Source organism: Pseudomonas sp. Pc102 (assembly GCF_018408275.1).
Lineage (GTDB): Bacteria > Pseudomonadota > Gammaproteobacteria > Pseudomonadales > Pseudomonadaceae > Metapseudomonas > Metapseudomonas tohonis.
This window is the reverse complement of record NZ_AP021905.1, coordinates 3,228,349-3,246,709: the sequence shown is the minus strand read 5'-3', so window position 1 is coordinate 3,246,709 and position 18,361 is coordinate 3,228,349. Positions and strand designations below refer to the sequence as shown.

At 68.1% G+C, this 18,361-nt stretch carries 18 protein-coding genes and 2 pseudogenes; 17 read left to right on the top strand and 3 right to left on the bottom strand.

Going from position 1 to position 18,361, the window contains the following annotated elements; genetic code table 11:
• Positions 1–18: 18 nt before the first annotated feature.
• From paaG to paaK, 5 genes are all read left to right on the top strand, one after another.
• The gene (gene paaG / locus PHLH3_RS15045; protein ID WP_213630270.1) at positions 19–810 is read left to right on the top strand and encodes a 2-(1,2-epoxy-1,2-dihydrophenyl)acetyl-CoA isomerase PaaG; all 792 of its coding nucleotides are present in this window, start codon (positions 19–21) and stop codon (positions 808–810) included.
• Between the two features lie 4 nt (positions 811–814).
• Entirely contained in the window at positions 815–2,338 is a 1,524-nt protein-coding gene (paaH, locus tag PHLH3_RS15040) for a 3-hydroxyacyl-CoA dehydrogenase PaaH (protein WP_213630268.1), read from the top strand.
• On the top strand, positions 2,325–2,774 hold the full coding sequence (gene paaI, locus PHLH3_RS15035) for a hydroxyphenylacetyl-CoA thioesterase PaaI (protein WP_173179643.1): 450 nt from the start codon (positions 2,325–2,327) through the stop codon (positions 2,772–2,774). Before paaH ends, paaI begins: the two co-directional genes overlap by 14 nt.
• Complete coding sequence (gene pcaF / locus PHLH3_RS15030; protein WP_213630266.1) at positions 2,767–3,972, top strand: 3-oxoadipyl-CoA thiolase; 1,206 nt, start codon at positions 2,767–2,769, stop codon at positions 3,970–3,972. Before paaI ends, pcaF begins: the two co-directional genes overlap by 8 nt.
• 90 nt (positions 3,973–4,062) lie before the next feature.
• Complete coding sequence (gene paaK, locus PHLH3_RS15025) at positions 4,063–5,376, top strand: phenylacetate--CoA ligase PaaK (RefSeq protein ID WP_213630264.1); 1,314 nt, start codon at positions 4,063–4,065, stop codon at positions 5,374–5,376.
• Between the two features lie 119 nt (positions 5,377–5,495).
• Here the strand turns inward: paaK and PHLH3_RS15020 are convergent, their stop codons facing one another.
• Positions 5,496–6,062: an NAD(P)H-dependent oxidoreductase gene (locus PHLH3_RS15020; RefSeq protein ID WP_213630262.1), complete on the bottom strand. Its 567-nt coding sequence runs from the start codon at positions 6,060–6,062 to the stop codon at positions 5,496–5,498.
• An 87-nt stretch (positions 6,063–6,149) separates the two neighbouring features.
• On the opposite strand from PHLH3_RS15020, the pseudogene PHLH3_RS30425 reads away from it, so the two are divergent.
• The 3 genes and pseudogenes from PHLH3_RS30425 to PHLH3_RS15010 form a co-directional block, all read left to right on the top strand.
• Positions 6,150–6,287: pseudogene (locus tag PHLH3_RS30425) on the top strand (LysR family transcriptional regulator); the annotation flags it as partial.
• On the top strand, positions 6,239–7,036 hold the full coding sequence (locus PHLH3_RS30815) for a LysR substrate-binding domain-containing protein (protein ID WP_348529847.1): 798 nt from the start codon (positions 6,239–6,241) through the stop codon (positions 7,034–7,036). The pseudogene PHLH3_RS30425 and the gene PHLH3_RS30815, both read left to right, overlap by 49 nt.
• Before the next feature lie 190 nt (positions 7,037–7,226).
• On the top strand, positions 7,227–7,580 hold the full coding sequence (locus PHLH3_RS15010) for a DUF1428 domain-containing protein (protein WP_173179653.1): 354 nt from the start codon (positions 7,227–7,229) through the stop codon (positions 7,578–7,580).
• Positions 7,581–7,752: 172 nt separating this feature from the next.
• On the opposite strand, the gene PHLH3_RS15005 is transcribed toward PHLH3_RS15010, so the two are convergent.
• Complete coding sequence (locus tag PHLH3_RS15005) at positions 7,753–7,935, bottom strand: hypothetical protein (protein ID WP_213630260.1); 183 nt, start codon at positions 7,933–7,935, stop codon at positions 7,753–7,755.
• A 12-nt stretch (positions 7,936–7,947) separates the two neighbouring features.
• Entirely contained in the window at positions 7,948–8,172 is a 225-nt protein-coding gene (locus PHLH3_RS15000) for a hypothetical protein (protein ID WP_213630258.1), read from the bottom strand.
• Positions 8,173–8,697: 525 nt separating this feature from the next.
• Here PHLH3_RS15000 and paaA point away from each other — a divergent pair.
• The 9 genes and pseudogenes from paaA (at position 8,698) to PHLH3_RS14955 (ending at position 18,322) form a co-directional block, all read left to right on the top strand.
• Positions 8,698–9,687, top strand: coding sequence for a 1,2-phenylacetyl-CoA epoxidase subunit PaaA (gene paaA, locus PHLH3_RS14995; RefSeq protein WP_213630257.1), 990 nt, complete (start codon positions 8,698–8,700; stop codon positions 9,685–9,687).
• Between the two features lie 50 nt (positions 9,688–9,737).
• A complete protein-coding gene (paaB, locus tag PHLH3_RS14990) occupies positions 9,738–10,019 on the top strand; it encodes a 1,2-phenylacetyl-CoA epoxidase subunit PaaB (protein ID WP_111262632.1) in 282 nt (93 codons plus the stop codon).
• 10 nt (positions 10,020–10,029) lie between these two features.
• Positions 10,030–10,791, top strand: coding sequence for a 1,2-phenylacetyl-CoA epoxidase subunit PaaC (gene paaC / locus PHLH3_RS14985; protein WP_213630255.1), 762 nt, complete (start codon positions 10,030–10,032; stop codon positions 10,789–10,791).
• Entirely contained in the window at positions 10,778–11,311 is a 534-nt protein-coding gene (gene paaD / locus PHLH3_RS14980) for a 1,2-phenylacetyl-CoA epoxidase subunit PaaD (protein WP_213630252.1), read from the top strand. The genes paaC and paaD overlap by 14 nt, the downstream gene beginning before the upstream one ends.
• Positions 11,312–11,387: 76 nt before the next feature.
• The gene (paaE, locus tag PHLH3_RS14975; protein WP_213630250.1) at positions 11,388–12,464 is read left to right on the top strand and encodes a 1,2-phenylacetyl-CoA epoxidase subunit PaaE; all 1,077 of its coding nucleotides are present in this window, start codon (positions 11,388–11,390) and stop codon (positions 12,462–12,464) included.
• Positions 12,465–12,629: 165 nt separating this feature from the next.
• A complete protein-coding gene (locus PHLH3_RS14970; protein ID WP_173179668.1) occupies positions 12,630–12,938 on the top strand; it encodes a DUF485 domain-containing protein in 309 nt (102 codons plus the stop codon).
• Positions 12,935–14,580 (top strand): annotated as a pseudogene (locus tag PHLH3_RS14965) (cation acetate symporter). Before PHLH3_RS14970 ends, PHLH3_RS14965 begins: the two are co-directional and overlap by 4 nt.
• Before the next feature lie 75 nt (positions 14,581–14,655).
• Complete coding sequence (gene paaZ, locus PHLH3_RS14960) at positions 14,656–16,710, top strand: phenylacetic acid degradation bifunctional protein PaaZ (protein ID WP_213630248.1); 2,055 nt, start codon at positions 14,656–14,658, stop codon at positions 16,708–16,710.
• A gap of 274 nt (positions 16,711–16,984) precedes the next feature.
• On the top strand, positions 16,985–18,322 hold the full coding sequence (locus PHLH3_RS14955; RefSeq protein ID WP_213630246.1) for a hypothetical protein: 1,338 nt from the start codon (positions 16,985–16,987) through the stop codon (positions 18,320–18,322).
• Positions 18,323–18,361: the final 39 nt, after the last annotated feature.

Here is an 18,361-nt window from a genome sequence, read left to right as displayed (position 1 = left end):
CTCCATAGAGCGCACGCCATGAATTTCGAGCACATCCTGTTTTCCATCGAGGCCGGGGTCGCCACCCTCAGCCTCAACCGCCCCGAACAGCTGAACAGCTTCAACGCCGCCATGCACGGCGAGGTCCGCGAGGCCCTCAAGCGCGTGCGCCAGGACCCGGAGGTGCGCGTATTGCTGCTCACCGGCGAAGGCCGTGGCTTCTGTGCCGGACAGGACCTGGCCGACCGCAATGTCGCGCCGGGTGCCGAGATGCCCGACCTGGGGCTGTCCATCGAGCGCTTCTACAACCCGCTGATCCGTGCCCTGCGCGACCTGCCGCTGCCGGTGATCTGCGCGGTCAACGGCGTGGCCGCCGGTGCCGGCGCCAACCTCCCGCTGGCTTGCGACCTAGTGCTGGCGGCGCGTTCGGCCAGCTTCATCCAGGCCTTCTGCAAGATCGGCCTGGTCCCCGATTCCGGCGGCACCTGGAGCCTGCCGCGCCTGGTCGGCATGGCCCGTGCCAAGGCCCTGGCCCTGCTGGGCGAGCGGCTGAGCGCCGAGCAGGCCGAGCAATGGGGGCTGATCCACCGCGTGGTGGACGACGCCGCACTGCGCGACGAGGCCCTCAAGCTGGCGCGCCACCTGGCCACCCAGCCCACCTACGGCCTGGCCCTGATCAAGCGCGCCCTCAACGCCAGCCTGGACAACGGCTTCGACCAGCAGCTCGAGCTGGAGCGCGACCTGCAGCGCCTGGCCGGGCGCAGCGAGGACTACCGCGAGGGCGTCGGTGCCTTCATGGAGAAACGCACCCCGAGCTTCAAAGGACGCTGAGCCCATGCACGCCCTGAACAAGGAAACCCCGGTGGCCGTGATCGGCGCTGGCGCCATGGGCGCCGGCATCGCCCAGGTCGCCGCCCAGGCCGGGCATCCGGTGCGCCTGTACGACACCCGCACCGGCGCCGCCGCCCAGGCCATCGCCGGCATCGACCGGCAGCTCGCGCGCCTGGTGGAGAAAGGCAAGCTGGACGCCGCCACCCACGTCGCCACCCTCGCCCGCCTGCGCCCGGCCGATGAGCTGGAGGAACTGGCCGACGCCGGCCTGGTGATCGAGGCGATCGTCGAGAAGCTGGAGATCAAGCGCGAGCTGCTGCAACGCCTGGAAGCGCTGTGCGCCCCGGACTGCATCCTCGCCAGCAACACCTCGTCGCTGTCCATCACCAGCCTCGCCGCCGGCCTGCGGCACCCGGGCCGCGTGCTCGGCATGCACTTCTTCAACCCGGCACCACTGATGGCGCTGGTGGAGATCGTCTCCGGCCTCGACAGCGACCCGGCGCTGGCCGGCTGCCTGTTCGAAACCGCCCGCGCCTGGGGCAAGCAGCCGGTGCACGCGCGCTCCACCCCCGGCTTCATAGTCAACCGCGTGGCGCGCCCCTTCTATGCCGAAAGCCTGCGCCTGCTGCAGGAAGGCGCGGCCGACTGCGCCACCCTCGACGCCCTCATGCGCGAGGCCGGCGGCTTCCGCATGGGCGCCTTCGAGCTCACCGACCTGATCGGCCACGACGTCAACTACGCCGTCACCTGCTCGGTGTTCGACGCCTACTACGGCGACTTCCGCTTCCAGCCCTCGCTGATCCAGAAGGAGCTGGTGGAAGCCGGCCGCCTGGGACGCAAGAGCGGCCGGGGCTTCTATGACTACAGCGAAGGCGCCGAACGTCCGCAGCCCTCGACACTCGCCAGCACGGCGACGGTGGAGACCTGCGCCCTGGAGGGCGACCTCGGTATCGCCCAGCCCCTGGCACAGCGCCTGGAACGGGCCGGCGTGCAGGTCACCCGCCGCGACGGTGCCGGGCTGCTAAGGGTCGGCGACGCCACCCTCGCCCTGAGCGACGGCCGCCTGGCCGCCCAGCGCGCCCGCGAAGACGGCCTCGACAACCTGGTGCTGCTGGACCTCGCCCTCGACTACGGCCGCGCCGAACGCCTCGGCATCAGTTGGGCGGCCGGCACCCGCCAGGCCGCCATCGACGCCGTGGTCGCCCTGCTCGCCCGCGCCGGCATCGCCACCAGCCCGCTGGCGGACGTCCCCGGCCTCGCCGTGCTGCGCACCGTGGCCATGCTCGCCAACGAAGGCGCCGACGCCCTGCTCCAGGGGGTCGCCAGCGCCGCCGACATCGACCTGGCCATGTGCGCCGGGGTCAATTACCCGCACGGCCCGCTGGCCTGGGCCGACGCCATCGGCCTTCCCCAGGTGCTGCGCACCCTGGACAACCTGCAGGCCGCCTATGGCGAGCCGCGCTACCGCCCCTCGCTGGCCCTGCGCCGCCGGGTGGCCGAAGGGAGGACCCTGCATGACCAACCGTGAAGCCCTGTCGCTGGCCGAAGCCTGCGCCAGCACCCTGTACGAGCGCGACGCCGCCAGCCAGGCCATGGGCATGCGCCTGCTCTCGGTGGCCCCTGGTGCCGCGCGCGTGGGCATGAGCGTGCGCGCCGACATGCTGCAAGGCGTGGGCACCTGCCACGGCGGCCACCTGTTCGCCCTGGCCGACTCGGCCTTCGCCTTCGCCTGCAACACCTACAACGAAGTCACCGTGGCCATCGGCTGCAGCATCGACTACGTGGCCCCGGCGCACCTGGGCGACACCCTCACCGCCCAGGCCACCGAACAGAGCCGCAGTGGCCGCACCGGCAACTACCACGTGCGCATCGAGAACCAGAACGGGCAGCTGATCGCCCTGTTCCACGGCAAGTCCTACAAGGTGCGCGGCACCCTGCTCGACGAGGAATCCCTGCATGAATGACGCCCTGATCATCGACGCCGTGCGCACGCCCATCGGGCGTTATGCCGGCGCCCTGTCCTCCGTTCGCGCCGACGATCTCGGCGCGGTGCCGATCCGTGCCCTGATGCAGCGCCACCCCGAGCTGGACTGGAGCGCCGTCGACGACGTGATCTACGGCTGCGCCAACCAGGCCGGCGAGGACAACCGCAACGTCGCGCGCATGGCCGCCCTGCTCGCCGGCCTGCCGGTCACGGTGCCCGGCACCACCCTCAACCGCCTGTGCGGCTCGGGGCTGGATGCCATCGGCAGCGCCGCCCGCGCCCTGCGCTGCGGCGAGGCCGGGCTGATGCTGGCCGGCGGCGTGGAATCCATGTCCCGCGCGCCCTTCGTGATGGGCAAGTCCGAGCAGGCCTTCGGCCGCAGCGCGGAGCTGTTCGACACCACCATCGGCTGGCGCTTCGTCAACGGCCTGATGAAGCGCCAGTACGGCATCGATTCCATGCCCGAGACGGCGGAGAACGTCGCCGAGCAGTTCGGCATCAGCCGCGCCGACCAGGACGCCTTCGCCCTGCGCAGCCAGCTCAAGGCCGCCGCCGCCCAGGCCAGCGGCCGCCTGGCGAAGGAGATCGTCCCGGTGGAGATCCCCCAGCGCAAAGGCCCGTCGAAGTGGGTGGAGCAGGACGAGCACCCGCGCGGCGACACCACCCTGGAGCAGCTCTCGCGCCTCGGCACGCCCTTCCGCGAAGGCGGCAGCGTCACCGCCGGCAACGCCTCCGGGGTCAACGACGGCGCCTGCGCCCTGCTGCTGGCCAGCACCGATGCCGCCCGGCGCTTCGGCCTCAGGCCACGCGCCCGGGTGGTGGCCATGGCCTGCGCCGGCGTCGAGCCGCGCATCATGGGCATCGGCCCGGTGCCGGCCGCGCGCAAGGTGCTGGCCCTCGCCGGCCTGTCGCTCGCCGACATGGACGTGATCGAACTCAACGAAGCCTTCGCCGCCCAGGGCCTGGCCGTGCTGCGCGAGCTGGAACTGGCCGACGACGATCCACGGGTCAACCCCAACGGCGGCGCCATCGCCCTGGGCCACCCGCTGGGCATGAGCGGCGCGCGCCTGGTCACCACCGCGCTGCACGAACTGGAAGCCCGCGCCGGCCGCTACGCCCTCTGCACCATGTGCATCGGCGTCGGCCAGGGCATCGCCCTGATCATCGAAAAACTGTAACCGCCACACCGGGCCGGGAAGGCCGGGAGTATCCTGCCTTCCTGCACTCAGGCGCCCAGCGCCACGCACAAGAACAATACGAGTGATGAAATGAACATGATCGCCAATGCCGCCTTGCTCGACCCGATGGAAACCGCCAGCGTCGACCAGCTCCGCCAGCACCAGCTGGAGCGCCTGCGCTGGAGCCTCGACCACGCCTACCGCAACGTGCCCCTGTACCGCCAGCGCTTCGACGAACTGGGCGTGCACCCGCAGGACCTGAAGAGCCACGACGACCTCGCCCGCTTCCCCTTCACCGGCAAGTCCGACCTGCGCGACAACTACCCCTACGGCATGTTCGCCGTGCCCCAGGAAGAGGTGGTGCGCATCCACGCCTCCAGCGGCACCACCGGCAAGCCCACCGTGGTCGGCTACACCCAGAACGACATCGACACCTGGGCCAACGTGGTGGCGCGCTCGATCCGCGCCGCCGGCGGCCGCAAGGGTGACAAGGTGCACGTCTCCTACGGCTACGGCCTGTTCACCGGCGGCCTGGGGGCCCACTACGGCGCCGAGCGCCTGGGCTGCACCGTGATCCCCATGTCCGGCGGCCAGACCGAGAAGCAGGTGCAGCTGATCCGTGACTTCCAGCCGGACATCATCATGGTCACCCCCTCCTACATGCTCAACCTGGCCGACGAGATCGAGCGCCAGGGCCTGGACCCGCACAAGCTGGCCCTGCGCCTGGGCATCTTCGGCGCCGAACCCTGGACCGCCGAACTGCGCCGCGCCATCGAGGAGCGCCTGGGCATCACCGCTCTCGACATCTACGGCCTCTCGGAAATCATGGGCCCGGGCGTGGCCATGGAATGCGCCGAGACCAAGGACGGCCCGACCATCTGGGAAGACCACTTCTACCCCGAGATCATCGACCCGGTGACCGGCCAGGTGCTGCCGGACGGGCAGATGGGCGAGCTGGTGTTCACCTCCCTGTCCAAGGAGGCGCTGCCGATGATCCGCTACCGCACCCGCGACCTCACCCGCCTGCTGCCGGGTACCGCGCGCCCCATGCGGCGCATCGACAAGATCACCGGGCGCAGCGACGACATGCTGATCATCCGCGGCGTCAACGTCTTCCCCACGCAGATCGAGGAGCAGGTGCTCAAGGTCCGCCAACTGGCCGAGACCTACGAGATCCACCTCTCGCGCACCGGCAACCTCGACAGCATGGAAGTCCATGTCGAACCCCGCCATGGCCTGGAGCCGCTGGATGAGGCGCAGGAACTGGCGCTGTGCAGCGAGCTGGGCCGCCACATCAAGACCTACATCGGCATCACCTCGCGCGTCGTGCTGCGCCCGGCCTATTCGCTGAAGCGCTCCGAAGGCAAGGCCTGCCACGTCTACGACAACCGCGCCAAGGCGTGAGCCGCAACACCGCATGGGTTTCGCGCAGCTCTACCCATCCTATGGAGGCCGCTCCGTGGGATGGGCGTGCCGTGCCTACGACAGCCCCGCGCAGGCGGGGCTTTTCATTCCACGATGACTCAGGCCATCGGCTTGGCGGAGCGGGCGATCCAGTGGGCGAGCGTGCCTGCGTAGTTCGCGGCGGCAGCCTCGGCTTCCTCGGGCGAGAGCTTGTCGGCCTGGTACAGGATGAAAGGTTCCGCCCAATCCAGGCCGCAGCGATGTGCCGTGGCGCGCAAAGGGGCCAGCAGATCTGCCATCGGGAACAGATTGCGGCCGCCCACCGTATAGGCATCGGCCGTGTTGCCGGCGGTGGCCGCGATCATCAGTGGGGTGCCCTCCAGGCGGCGGCCTTCGGCTTCATAGGTGATGTAGAACATCCGCGTCAGCACCGCGTCCTGCCAAGCCTTCAGCTGCGGCGGGGTCGAATACCACTGCACCGGGAATTGCAGCACGATCCGGTCGGCAGCAAGCAGCCGCGCCGCCTCGCGCTCGCCGTCGCGGTAAATGTCGAGTCCATCGGGATACGCAGAGACCATATCCACCACCTCTACGCCAGGCAGGTGGGCGGCGGCCCCAGCCATGGCGGCGTTGGCCTTCGAGCGGGACAGATCAGGGTGGAAAAGCAGCAGAAGAGTCTTGTTCATCGCCATCTCCGGGGTTGGATGAGGGGATGATGGTTGCCGCCAAAAAATTAATCTAATCGATTAGTTATCTACTCTATTATCCACTCCATGAATTTACGCTCACTGGACCTGAACCTGCTGGTGATCCTCGACGCATTGCTCGACGAGGCGCACGTCAGCCGTGCCGCTGACCGGCTTTGCCTGTCTCAGCCCGCAGCATCAGCCGCACTTCAACGCTGCCGCCATCTGTTCCAGGACGAACTGCTGGAGCGCGGGCGCGGCACCATGCGCCTGACGCCCAAGGCGCTCGCCCTGCGCGCGCCGCTGAAATCGCTGCTGGCGGACGTGATCGACCTGGTCGATCCGCCCGAAGTGCCATTGAACGAAACCATCCAGACACTGCGCCTAGCGATGGCGGACTATCCGGCGCTGGTCGTGATCAACCCGCTACAACGTGCCCTCGGCGAAACCGCACCGGGGATCGACCTGGTGATCCAGCCCTGGCAAGGCGCCGAAGCCGCGCGCATTGCGCTGATCGACGGCGCGACCGACATCGCGATCTGGTCTTTCCCGACGAAAGCGAGGACCTCCATCGGGAGGAATTGCTGCACGAGGAATACGTCATCGCGCTGCGCTCAGGCCACCCGGCCATCGCAGGCTTCGACCTCGACAGCTGGCTGGCCTACCCGCACATCATCACCTCGGGCCGGGGCGAGGCGCGCACCCCGCTGGACACCGAACTGGCGCGGCTCGGGCGCAACCGTCGCGTTGGGCTGGTCGTGCCTTCCTTCGGGATGGTTCCCGACCTGCTGCGCGGATCGGACATGATCGCCATGCTGCCCTCGCGCATCGTGCCTGCCGACGGCGATCTGGCCGTCCTCCCGCCCCCTATCCCGGTCAGCGGATTCCCGCTTCACCTCGCCTGGCATCGCCGCAGGGAAAAAGACGCGGCACTGCGGCATGTCGCCCGCCTGCTCGCCGGGTTGCTGGAATAGCGCATCGCGCGTCGCGGGATGACGCCAGATAGAGAAGACGACACGGCGACTCTGGAGGTCGCACGCGTTGCGGTACTGCCAACCGTCCGTCGGTACTCACCCAGGGCCTGTCTCAATCGCCAATCCTGAAACGACTACCGAACGAGAGCGGCACGCGGATCGCCGCGCGCCACGAACCAGGAGATCGCTCATGAGCTATGTAGATGGATTCGTCGTCCCCGTGCCCACCGCCAAGCGCGAGGCCTATATCGCCCTCGCCCGCACCGCCGCCCAGGTGTTCAAGGACCATGGCGCCCTCAGCGTCGTCGAGTGCTGGGGCGACGACGTGCCGGAGGGCAAGGTGACCTCCTTCCCCATGGCGGTGAAACGCAAGGACGACGAGACGGTGGTGTTCTCGTGGATCACCTGGCCCTCCCGCCAGGCGCGCGACGAGGGCATGAAGAAATCCATGGACGACCCGCGCCTGCACCCCGATCCCGAGAAGATGCCCTTCGACGGGCAACGCATGATCTATGGCGGCTTCGAGGTGATAGTCGACGCCTGATGGGCACGGGTAGCCCGGGCTTCAACCCGGGACTTCTTCGCGAATGAATTCGCTCCCACAGGGGCGGCGCTATGCGCCGCTTGGCGACTGAAGTCGCCCCTACAAAAAGCGGCCAGCTCCGGCGTTAGGGCGAGATGAGCGGTGGGCTGAAGCCCACCCTACGCACACCCGATCAGGGCTCCAGCATTGGGGATTGCAGGGCCACCAGCACCCCGTCCGCCCAGCGCAGGCGCGAGGCGAGGCGGCCCGAGTCCTCGCGCGCGGGTGCGGCCAGCTCGGTGGCGCCTTCCGCCAGGGCCTGGGCATGCAACTCGGCCACATGCGGGGTGACCAGCAGTACTTCGATGGCTTCCATCAGTCCCTCGCCTCATCGGTTACCGTGGACGAGCCCGCGCAGCGAGCGCACCAGCCAGGCGACGGCCATCAGCTCCAGCGCCACCACCACCCCCACCAGCTCGCCGAGCTCGGCCGAGAACAGCGGCAGGCACAGCCCGCCATCGGCGCAGGCGAAGAACGGACGCAGCACCGCCACCAGCACCACCATCCCCAGCCCACAGGCCAGCAGCGCCAGTGCCAGGCGTCCGAGCGCCACCGACGAAGGCACCGCGAACGACCACGACCCCGGCCCCCGCCAAGCCACCAACGCCGTGCCGGAACCCGGATGGAAACAGAAGGAAGAACACCCGCGCCTGAACATGAAGGCCTCCAATGCCAATGGCAGGCCGGCAGTATGCAAAGGCGCGCGACGCCGGTCTTTTAAGCTTTGGAAGGCAATTGTTAAAAATAGTAAAGGGAACGGAACAACGTAGTTACTGCTGAATTTTTGAATCTCTTTCCCCTAGCCGGAAGCTAGAAGCCTGAAGCTGAAAGAAAAAGCCAGCACGCGCCTCAACCCATCGCCATGGTTCCGGCTCCCGCTCTGGCTTCGGCTTTGGCTTTGGCTCTCAGCTTCCAGCTTCCAGCTTCCAGCTTCCAGCTTCTAACTTGCCGCTTGCAGCTTCCCCCTTGCCGCTTTCTTTTATGACACCCATTTTTTAATTTGATATTTGTTTTTGTATCATTTAAAACTAGCGCCATGGCCAAGCCACCCCACGAACCCGCATGGCTGGAGAACGGCATGTACGCACAATTGGTAGAGACCGGCGTGAAGCGCGTGAAGGCGCTGGAGGAGATGTCCCCGGAAGAGCGCGCCTTCCAGGAAAAGATCGATGCGGAAATCAAGATCGAGCCGAAGAACTGGATGCCGGACGCTTACCGGCAGACGCTGATCCGGCAGATTTCCCAGCATGCGCATTCCGAGATCGTCGGCATGCTGCCGGAGGGCAACTGGGTGACCCGCGCACCCACCCTCAAGCGCAAGCTGCAGCTGATGGCGAAGATCCAGGACGAGGCCGGCCACGGCCTCTACCTCTACAGCGCCATGGAAACCCTGGGCGCCTGCCGTGACGAGGAAGTCGCCAAGCTGCACAGCGGCCGTGCCAAGTACTCGAGCATCTTCAACTACCCGACCCTGAGCTGGGCCGACATGGGCGCGGTGGGCTGGCTGGTGGATGGCGCCGCCATCGTCAACCAGGTGGTACTGCAGCGCACCTCCTACGGCCCCTACTCCCGCGCCATGATCCGCATCTGCAAGGAAGAGTCCTTCCACCAGCGCCAGGGCTACGAAATCCTCCTGCACATGATGCGCAACGGCACCCAGGCGCAGAAGGACATGGTCCAGGACGCCATCAACCGCCTCTGGTGGCCCTCGCTGATGATGTTCGGCCCCAGCGACGAACACTCCCCCAACAGTGCCCAGTCCATGGCCTGGAAGATCAAGCGCCAGGGCAACGACGAGCTGCGCCAGCGCTTCATCGACCAGACCGTGCCGCAACTGGAGCTGCTCGGCTGCACCGCGCCGGACCCGCACCTGAAGTGGAACGAGGAACGCGGCCACTACGACTTCGGCGAGATCCAGTGGGACGAGTTCTACGAAGTGCTCAAGGGCAACGGCCCCTGCAATCACGAGCGCATCGCCACCCGCCGCAAGGCCATCGAAGACGGCGCCTGGGTCCGCGAAGCCGCGGTGGCCCATGCCCGTAAACAACAGAAGCGCGACGCCGCCTGACCAACAAGAAGCGGCCTGACACGAGCAGGCCCACGCGAGGAGATAAAACCATGTCTGAATGGACCCTTTTCGAGGTCTTCGTGCGCAGCAAGCACGGCCTCAACCACAAGCATGTCGGCAGCGTGCACGCCGCCGACGCCGCCATGGCCATCGAGAACGCCCGCGAGCTGTACACCCGCCGCAACGAGGGTGTGAGCCTCTGGGTGGTGCCCTCCGCGCTGATCACCGCCTCTTCCCCCGACGAGAAGGAGCCGCTGTTCGACCCGGCCGAGGACAAGGTCTACCGGCACGCCAGCTTCTACGAGCTGCCGGCCGAAGTCGGCCACATGTGAGGCGCCTGCCATGACTGCCAAGCACGACCTGATCGAATACCTGCTGCGCCTCGGCGACAGCGCCCTGGTGCAGGGCCAGCGCCTTTGCGAGTGGTGCGGCAAAGCCCCGGCCCTGGAAGAGGAGCTGGCGCTGATGAACGTCGGCCTCGACCTGGTGGGCCAGGCCCGCAACTGGCTGGAATACGCCGCCGAGCTGCAGGGCGAGGGCCGCGACGCCGACCACCTGGCCTACCGCCGTGACGAGCGCGCCTACCGCAACCTGCTGCTGGTGGAGCAACCCAACGGCGACTACGCGGTGACCATCACCAAGCAGTTCCTCTACGACGCCTGGCATTTCCAGGTGCTCCACGGCCTCAGCAACTCCAGTGACGAACGCATCGCCGGCATCGCCGCCAAGGCCCTCAAGGAAGTCACCTACCACCTGCGCCGCTCCAGCGAATGGGTGCAGCGCCTGGGCGACGGCACCGAGGAAAGCCACCGGCGCATGCTCGCGGCGACCCGCGAGGTGTGGCGTTTCACCGTCGAGCTGGTGAACGGCGACGAGGTGGAGCAACGCCTGGCCGCCGCTGGCATCGCACCGGAGCCTGCGGAAGTCGCCACTGCCTGGCGGGCCAAGGTCGCCGATATCTTTGCCAGCGCCACCCTGCCGCTGCCGGAGCCGGCCAGCCACTTCTACCTCTCCGGTCGACGCGGCCTGCACACCGAGCACCTGGGCCTGCTGCTGGCCGAGATGCAGTTCCTGCAGAGGGCCCATCCCGATGCGTCCTGGTGAGCTGATCGCCAGCGACCGTGGCGCCCGCCCCGGCGTGCCCGCCGACCTGGCGCGCGCCTGGTCGGTGCTCGGCGAGGTGATGGACCCGGAAGTGCCGGTGGTCAGCGTGGTCGACCTCGGCATCGTCCGCGCCCTCGACTGGCAGGGCGGCCACCTGCACGTGGTGGTCACCCCCACCTACTCGGGTTGCCCGGCCACCGAGGTGATCGAGCGCGACATCGAACGGGCGCTGGAAGGCGCCGGTTTCGCCGCGCCGAACCTGGAACGCCGCCTGGCACCGGCCTGGACCACCGACTGGATCAGCGACGAGGGCCGCGAACGCCTGCGCGCCTACGGCATCGCCCCGCCCAGCGGCAGCGCCAGCAAGCGCGCCCTGCTGGGGGACGCCCCGGAAATCCGCTGCCCGCAGTGCGGCAGCGTGCATACCGAACAGTTGAGCGAATTCGGCTCCACGGCCTGCAAGGCCTTGCACCGTTGCAAGGCGTGCCTGGAGCCGTTCGATTACTTCAAGTGCATATAGGAGAGCGAACACAGTCCGTTGCCACTGGCACCGGTTGTATTCGTCCTCCATGCGGCAAAGCCGCGGGAGAACAACAATGAGCAAGTTCCATAGCCTGACCATCAAGGACGTGCGCCCGGAAACCCGAGACGCCGTATCCATCGCCTTCGACATTCCCGCCGCGCTGCGCGACAGCTTCCGCTTCACCCAGGGCCAGCACCTGGTGGTGCGCACCCAGCTGGACGGCGAGGAAGTGCGCCGCTCCTACTCCATCTGCACCGGCGTCAACGACGGCGAGCTGCGCGTCGCGGTCAAGCGCGTGGCGGGCGGGCGCTTCTCCAGCTGGGCCAACGAGCAGCTCAAGGCCGGCCACAGCCTGGAGGTGATGCCCCCGTCCGGCCACTTCAACGTGCCGCTGGACCCGGTGCGCCGCGGCCACTACCTCGCGGTCGCCGCCGGCAGCGGCATCACGCCCATCCTCTCCATCGTCAAGACCACCCTGGAAACCGAGCCCCACAGCCGCGTCACCCTGCTCTACGGCAACCGCTCCAGTGCCTCCGCACTGTTCCGCGAGCAGCTGGAGGACCTGAAGAACCGCTACCTGCAGCGCCTCAACCTGATCTTCCTGTTCAGCCGCGAGCAGCAGGACGTGGACCTCTACAACGGCCGCATCGACGCCGACAAGTGCGGCCAGCTGTTCCAGCGCTGGATCGACGTGCGCGCCCTGGACGCCGCGTTCATCTGCGGCCCGCAGGCGATGACCGAGACCGTGCGCGACCAGCTCCGCGCCAACGGCATGCCGGCCGAGCGCATCCACTTCGAGCTGTTCGCCGCCGCCGGCAGCGAACACAGGCGCGAAGCCCGCGAGGCCGCCCGCGAGGCGGACAGCGCACAAAGCCGGGTGACGGTGATCAGCGACGGCCGCGAAGTGAGCTTCGCGCTCGCGCGCAACAGCCAGAGCCTGCTCGACGCCGGCAACGCCCAGGGCCTGGAGCTCCCCTACTCCTGCAAGGCCGGCGTCTGCTCCACCTGCAAGTGCCGGGTGGTCGAGGGCGAAGTGGAGATGGACAGCAACTTCGCCCTGGAGGACTACGAGGTGGCCGCCGGCTACGTGCTGTCGTGCCAGTCCTATCCGGTGAGCGACACAGTCGTTCTCGACTTCGACCAGCTCTGATCCAACCAGCCAGCACAAACCGTAGGAGCGAGCTCTGCTCGCGAACAGACGCACACACGCGACCACGGCTTCGCGAGCAGAGCTCGCTCCTACAGGAAGCACCAGCTCCACCCGCTTCACTTGCGCTGCACCGCCTCGACAACCACAAGAAAAGAGAGAGCAACCATGACCCCGCACGACCTCGATCGCATCCGGCAACACCCGGACTTCATCCAGCTGGTCCGGCGCAAGCAGCGCCTGACCTGGTCCCTCACCGCCGCCATGCTGGCGATCTACTACGGCTTCGTGCTGCTGGTGGCCTTCGCCCCGGAGCTGCTCGGTCGTTCCCTCAGCGGCGGGGTCACCAGCGTCGGCATGCTGGTGGGCGTGGTCATCATCCTGCTGGCCTTCGGCCTCACCGGCATCTACGTGGCGCGCACCAACCGCGTGCTCGACCCGCTGAACGACAAGCTCAAGCAGGAGTGCGCGCCATGAAGCCCCTCCTCGCCCTCTGTGCATCCGCCGCCCTGCTGGCCTCGGGCACTGCCCTGGCAGCCGATGCCGGCGCGCGGCCGTTGAACTGGAACGCCATCTACATGTTCCTTGCGTTCGTCCTCTTCACCCTCGGCATCACCCGCTGGGCCGCCCTGCGCACCCGCTCCACCGCCGACTTCTACACCGCCGGGGCGGCCTCAGCGGCTTCCAGAACGGCCTGGCGATCGCGGGCGACATGATCAGCGCGGCGTCCTTCCTCGGCATCTCCGCGATGATGTTCATGAACGGCTACGACGGCCTTCTCTACGCCCTGGGGGTGCTCGCCGGCTGGCCGATCATCCTCTTCCTGATCGCAGAACGCCTGCGCAACCTGGGCCGCTTCACCTTCGCCGACGTAGTCTCCTACCGCCTCGACCAGAGCCCGATCCGCATCACCGCGGCCTTCGGCACCCTCACCGTGGCCCTGCTCTACCTGGTGGCGCAGATGGTCGGCGCCGGCAAGCTGATCGAGCTGCTGTTCGGCCTCAGCTACCTGCAGGCCGTGCTGCTGGTGGGCGTGCTGATGGTCTGCTACGTCACCTTCGGCGGCATGCTCGCCACCACCTGGGTGCAGATCATCAAGGCGGTGCTGCTGCTCTCGGGCACCAGCTTCATGGCCTTCATGGTGCTCCGGCACTTCGGCTTCAGCACCGAGGCGATGTTCGCCGCCGCCACCTCGGTGCATGCCAAGGGCACCGCGATCATGGCCCCGGGCGGGCTGCTGTCGAACCCCGTCGACGCCATCTCCCTGGGGCTCGGCATGATGTTCGGCACCGCCGGCCTGCCGCACATCCTCATGCGCTTCTTCACCGTCAGCGACGCCAAGGAAGCGCGCAAATCGGTGTTCTATGCCACCGGCTTCATCGGCTACTTCTACCTGCTGCTGATCGTGGTCGGCTTCGGCTCCATCGTCATGGTCGGCACCAACCCCGAATTCCGTGACGCCGCCGGCGCCATCATCGGCGGCGGCAACATGGTCGCCGTGCACCTGTCCCACGCCGTGGGCGGCAGCCTGTTCCTCGGCTTCATCTCGGCCGTGGCCTTCGCCACCATCCTCGCGGTGGTCGCCGGCCTGGCGCTCTCCGGTGCGTCGGCGGTGTCCCACGACCTCTACGCCTGCGTGGTGCGCAAGGGCCAGGCCAGCGAGCGCGAGGAGATGCGCGTATCCCGCCTCGCCACCCTGGGCATCGGCGTGCTGGCGGTGATCCTCGGCATCCTCTTCGAGTCGCAGAACATCGCCTTCCTCTCCGGCCTGGTGCTGGCCATCGCCGCCTCGGTCAACTTCCCGGTGCTGTTCCTCTCCATGTTCTGGAAGGGCCTGACCACCCGGGGCGCCGTCGCCGGCAGCCTGGCAGGCCTGGCCTCGGCCATCGCCCTGCTGGTGGCGAGCCCGGCGGTCTGGGTCAACGTGCTGCACCACGAGCAGCCGCTGTTCCCCTACGCCAACCCGGCGCTGTTCTCCATGACCCTGGCCTTCTCCAGCGCCTGGCTGTTCTCGGTCACCGACCGCTCCGAACGCGCCACCCGGGAACGTGGCCGCTACCTGGCCCAATTCATCCGTTCCATGACCGGCATCGGCGCGGCCGCCGCCAGCCGCCACTGACTCCTCGGCCGCCCCGTGCTCCTACCGGAGCCGGGCGGCCCCTACACCTCGGACACCGCCTCAAGGAGAACCACCATGAGCAACCTCACCACCCTGCAGAGCCTCATCGCCGGCCGCTGGATCGGCCAGCACGGCGCCCAGACCCTGCACAGCGCCATCGACGGCCGTGCGCTGTTCCGCACCCATGAAGAGCGCCCGGATTTCGCCGAGGCCGTCGAGTTCGGCCGCCGCCGCGGCATCCCCGCGCTGATGGCACTGGACTTCCAGCAACGCGCCGCGCGGCTCAAGGCCCTGGGCCTCTACCTCAACGAGCGCAAGGAGCAGCTCTACGCCCTGTCGCGCCACAGCGGTGCCACCCGCGCCGACAGCTGGATCGACATCGAAGGCGGCAGCGGCACCCTGTTCGCCTATGCCGGCATCGGCACCCGCGAGCTGCCCTCGGGCAACGTGGTGCACGAAGGCCCGGCCATCCCGCTGGGCAAGCAGGGCCTGTTCGCCGGCAGCCACATCCTGGTGCCGCGCGGCGGCCTCGCCGTGCACATCAACGCCTTCAACTTCCCCATCTGGGGGATGCTGGAGAAGTTCGCGCCGAGCTTCCTCGCCGGCATGCCCTGCATCGTCAAGCCGGCCACCGCCACCAGCTACCTGACCGAGGCCGCCGTGCGCCTGATGCACGAGTCCGGCCTGCTGCCCGAAGGCAGCCTGCAACTGGTGATCGGCGGCACGGGCGATCTGCTCGACCGCCTCCAGGGCCAGGACGTGGTGACCTTCACCGGCTCCGCCGACACCGCCGCCAAGTTGCGGGTGAACGCCAACCTGGTGCGCCACTCGATTCCCTTCAATGCCGAGGCGGACTCGCTCAACTGCGCCATCCTCGCCCCGGAAATCACCCCGGACGACCCGGAGTTCGACCTCTTCGTCAAGGAAGTCGCCCGCGAGATGACGGTCAAGGCCGGGCAGAAGTGCACCGCCATCCGCCGCGCCATCGTCCCGGCGAAGCACATCGACGCCGTGGCCGAGCGCCTGCGCGAGCGCCTGGCCAAGGTGGTGATCGGCGACCCGGCCGTCGACGGCGTGAAGATGGGTGCCCTGGCCTCCCACGCCCAGCAGGCCGACGTCGCCGCGCGGGTGGAAAGCCTGCTGGCCGGCAGCGAACTGCTGTTCGGCGCCCGCGACGGCTTCGCCCCGCAGGGTGAAGGCGTCGCCGAAGGTGCCTTCTTCGCCCCGACCCTGCTGCGTGCCCGCGACCCGCATGCTGAAGGCGGCGCCCACGACATCGAGGCCTTCGGCCCGGTGAGCACGCTGATGGCCTATGACGACATCGACGAAGCCATCGCCCTCGCCGCCCGTGGCAAGGGCAGCCTGGTGGCCAGCCTGGTGACCCGCGACCCCGCCGTCGCCGCCCACGTGGTGCCGCGCGCCGCCGCTCTGCACGGGCGCCTGCACATTCTCGATCGCGAATCCGCCGCCGAATCCACCGGCCACGGCTCGCCGCTGCCGATGCTCAAGCACGGTGGCCCCGGCCGCGCCGGCGGTGGCGAGGAGCTGGGCGGCCTGCGCGCGGTGAAACACTACCTGCAACGCACCGCCGTGCAGGGCTCGCCGACCATGCTCGCCGCCGTCACCGGCGAATACGTGCGTGGCGCCAAGCTGATCGAGACCGAGGTGCACCCGTTCCGCCGCTGGTTCGACGAGCTGCAGGTCGGCGAGTCCCTGCTCACCCACCGCCGCACCGTCACCGAGGCCGACATCGTCAACTTCGGCTGCCTCTCGGGGGACCACTTCTACATGCACTTCGATGAGCTGGCGGCCAAGGAATCCCAGTTCGGCAAGCGCATCGCCCATGGCTACTTCGTGCTCTCAGCCGCCGCCGGGCTGTTCGTCTCCCCGGCCCCGGGCCCGGTGCTGGCCAACTACGGCCTGGATACCCTGCGCTTCATCAACCCGGTGGGCATCGGCGACACCCTCCAGGCGCGCCTGACCTGCAAGCGCAAGATCGACCAGGGCAAGAAGAGCGCCAAGGGCGAACCCCAGGGCGTGGTGGCCTGGGACGTGGAAGTCACCAATCAGAACGGCGAGCTGGTCGCCAGCTACGACATCCTCACCCTGGTGCTCAAGCGCCCTGCCTGAGTCCTATACCGGGCATTGCACAGCATGGGTTTCGTACCTCTACCCATCCTACGGGGGCTCGATCGTAGGATGGGTAGAGCGAAGCGAAACCCATCACTTTCGCCAATCCCTCCCCACCGCGATACCCGAACGATTCCCACGCAATCTGGCATGCACAGCCAAGCGGTTGGCAAGCAGGCACAAGGCTCGTGCGAGGGCGATACGTACCATCGCCGCATGGGCCGATCCGCGTAGAGCCCCCACGCCAACACCAACAACAACGGGAATCCCACGCATGCAAACTCTCACCCGCGTCACGCCGCTGTTCCGCCTTTCGACCCTGGCCCTGCTGGTGGCCTGCGCCACCCAGGCCGGGGCCTACGAGCTCTACGCCGACGAGGACACCCACCTCAACGCCGACCTGGAAGCCGTGTTCGGCGTCTTCCACAGCCAGAAGAACTACGCCACCACCGGCACCAAGGACAAAGGCTCGTCCAGCTGGCGCGAGGGCTACATCAAGTACGGCATCAGCGGCGACCAGGGCCTGGGCGGGGCCGGCACCGGCTATGGCGCGTTCAACCTGCTCAGCTCCGCCACCTGGGGCGATGGCGACGCGGCGGGCTTCACCGACGGCGACGAGCGCACCACCAAGATCGAGGACGCCTACCTCGGCTGGCGCTCCGGCAGCCTGTTCGAGGCCCTGGGCGAGGACGGCATCGACGTCTCCTTCGGCCGCCAGAACATCTCGGTGGGCGACGGCTTCCTGATCAACGGCGACGCGCTGAACCTGGGCAACGGGCCGGCCGATGGCGAGTTCGACCGTGGCGGCGCCTACTGGCTGGCAGCGCGCAAGGCCTTCGACCAGACCGCCGTGCTGCGCATCGGCGGCAAGGACGGCTGGCGCGGCGACCTGATGTGGCTGAAGTCCGACAACCGCTCCCAGGCCAGGCCCGAGCTGTTCGTCGGCACCCTGGAGCATGTGGCCGAGGAAGGCACCGTGGGCCTGACCTGGATCGACATCCGCGACGTCGACGAGGAATACGCCTCCCCCATCCAGCTCGACCGCGACGGCATGAAGACCTACAGCCTGCGCGCCCAGGGCAACGCCGGCGTGGAGAACCTGTTCCTCTCCGGCGAATACGCCTGGCAGGACAAGAAGACCGCCGACAACGAGGACGCCTGGTACCTGGAAGCCGGCTGGACCTTCGCCGACGTGCCCTGGAGCCCCAGCGTCAGCTACCGCTACAGCCGCTTCTCCGAAGCCTTCGACCCGCTGTTCTTCGGCTTCAACCGGGGCTACGGCACCTGGTTCCAGGGCGAGGTCGCGGCCAACTACGCCGGCCCCTTCAACAGCAACACCCGCGTCCAGCACGTGGCGCTGAAGGCCACCCCGCTGGAGAACCTGAGCATCGGCGCGCTGTATTTCGACTTCGACACCATCGACCGCAACCTGGGCAACTTCGACGGCCGCGAGCTGGACCTCTACGCCGAGTGGGCGGTCAACGACAACCTGGTGATCATGCCGGTGGTGGGCCTGTTCGAGCCCAGCCGCAGCGCCGACAACGGCGGCACCCAGATCGGCAGCAACGACCGCAACCTCTACACCCAGCTGGTCTTCGCCAGCCACTTCTGAGCCCCTGGCGGCGGGCCTCCCGCCGCCCTTCCCCCCGAG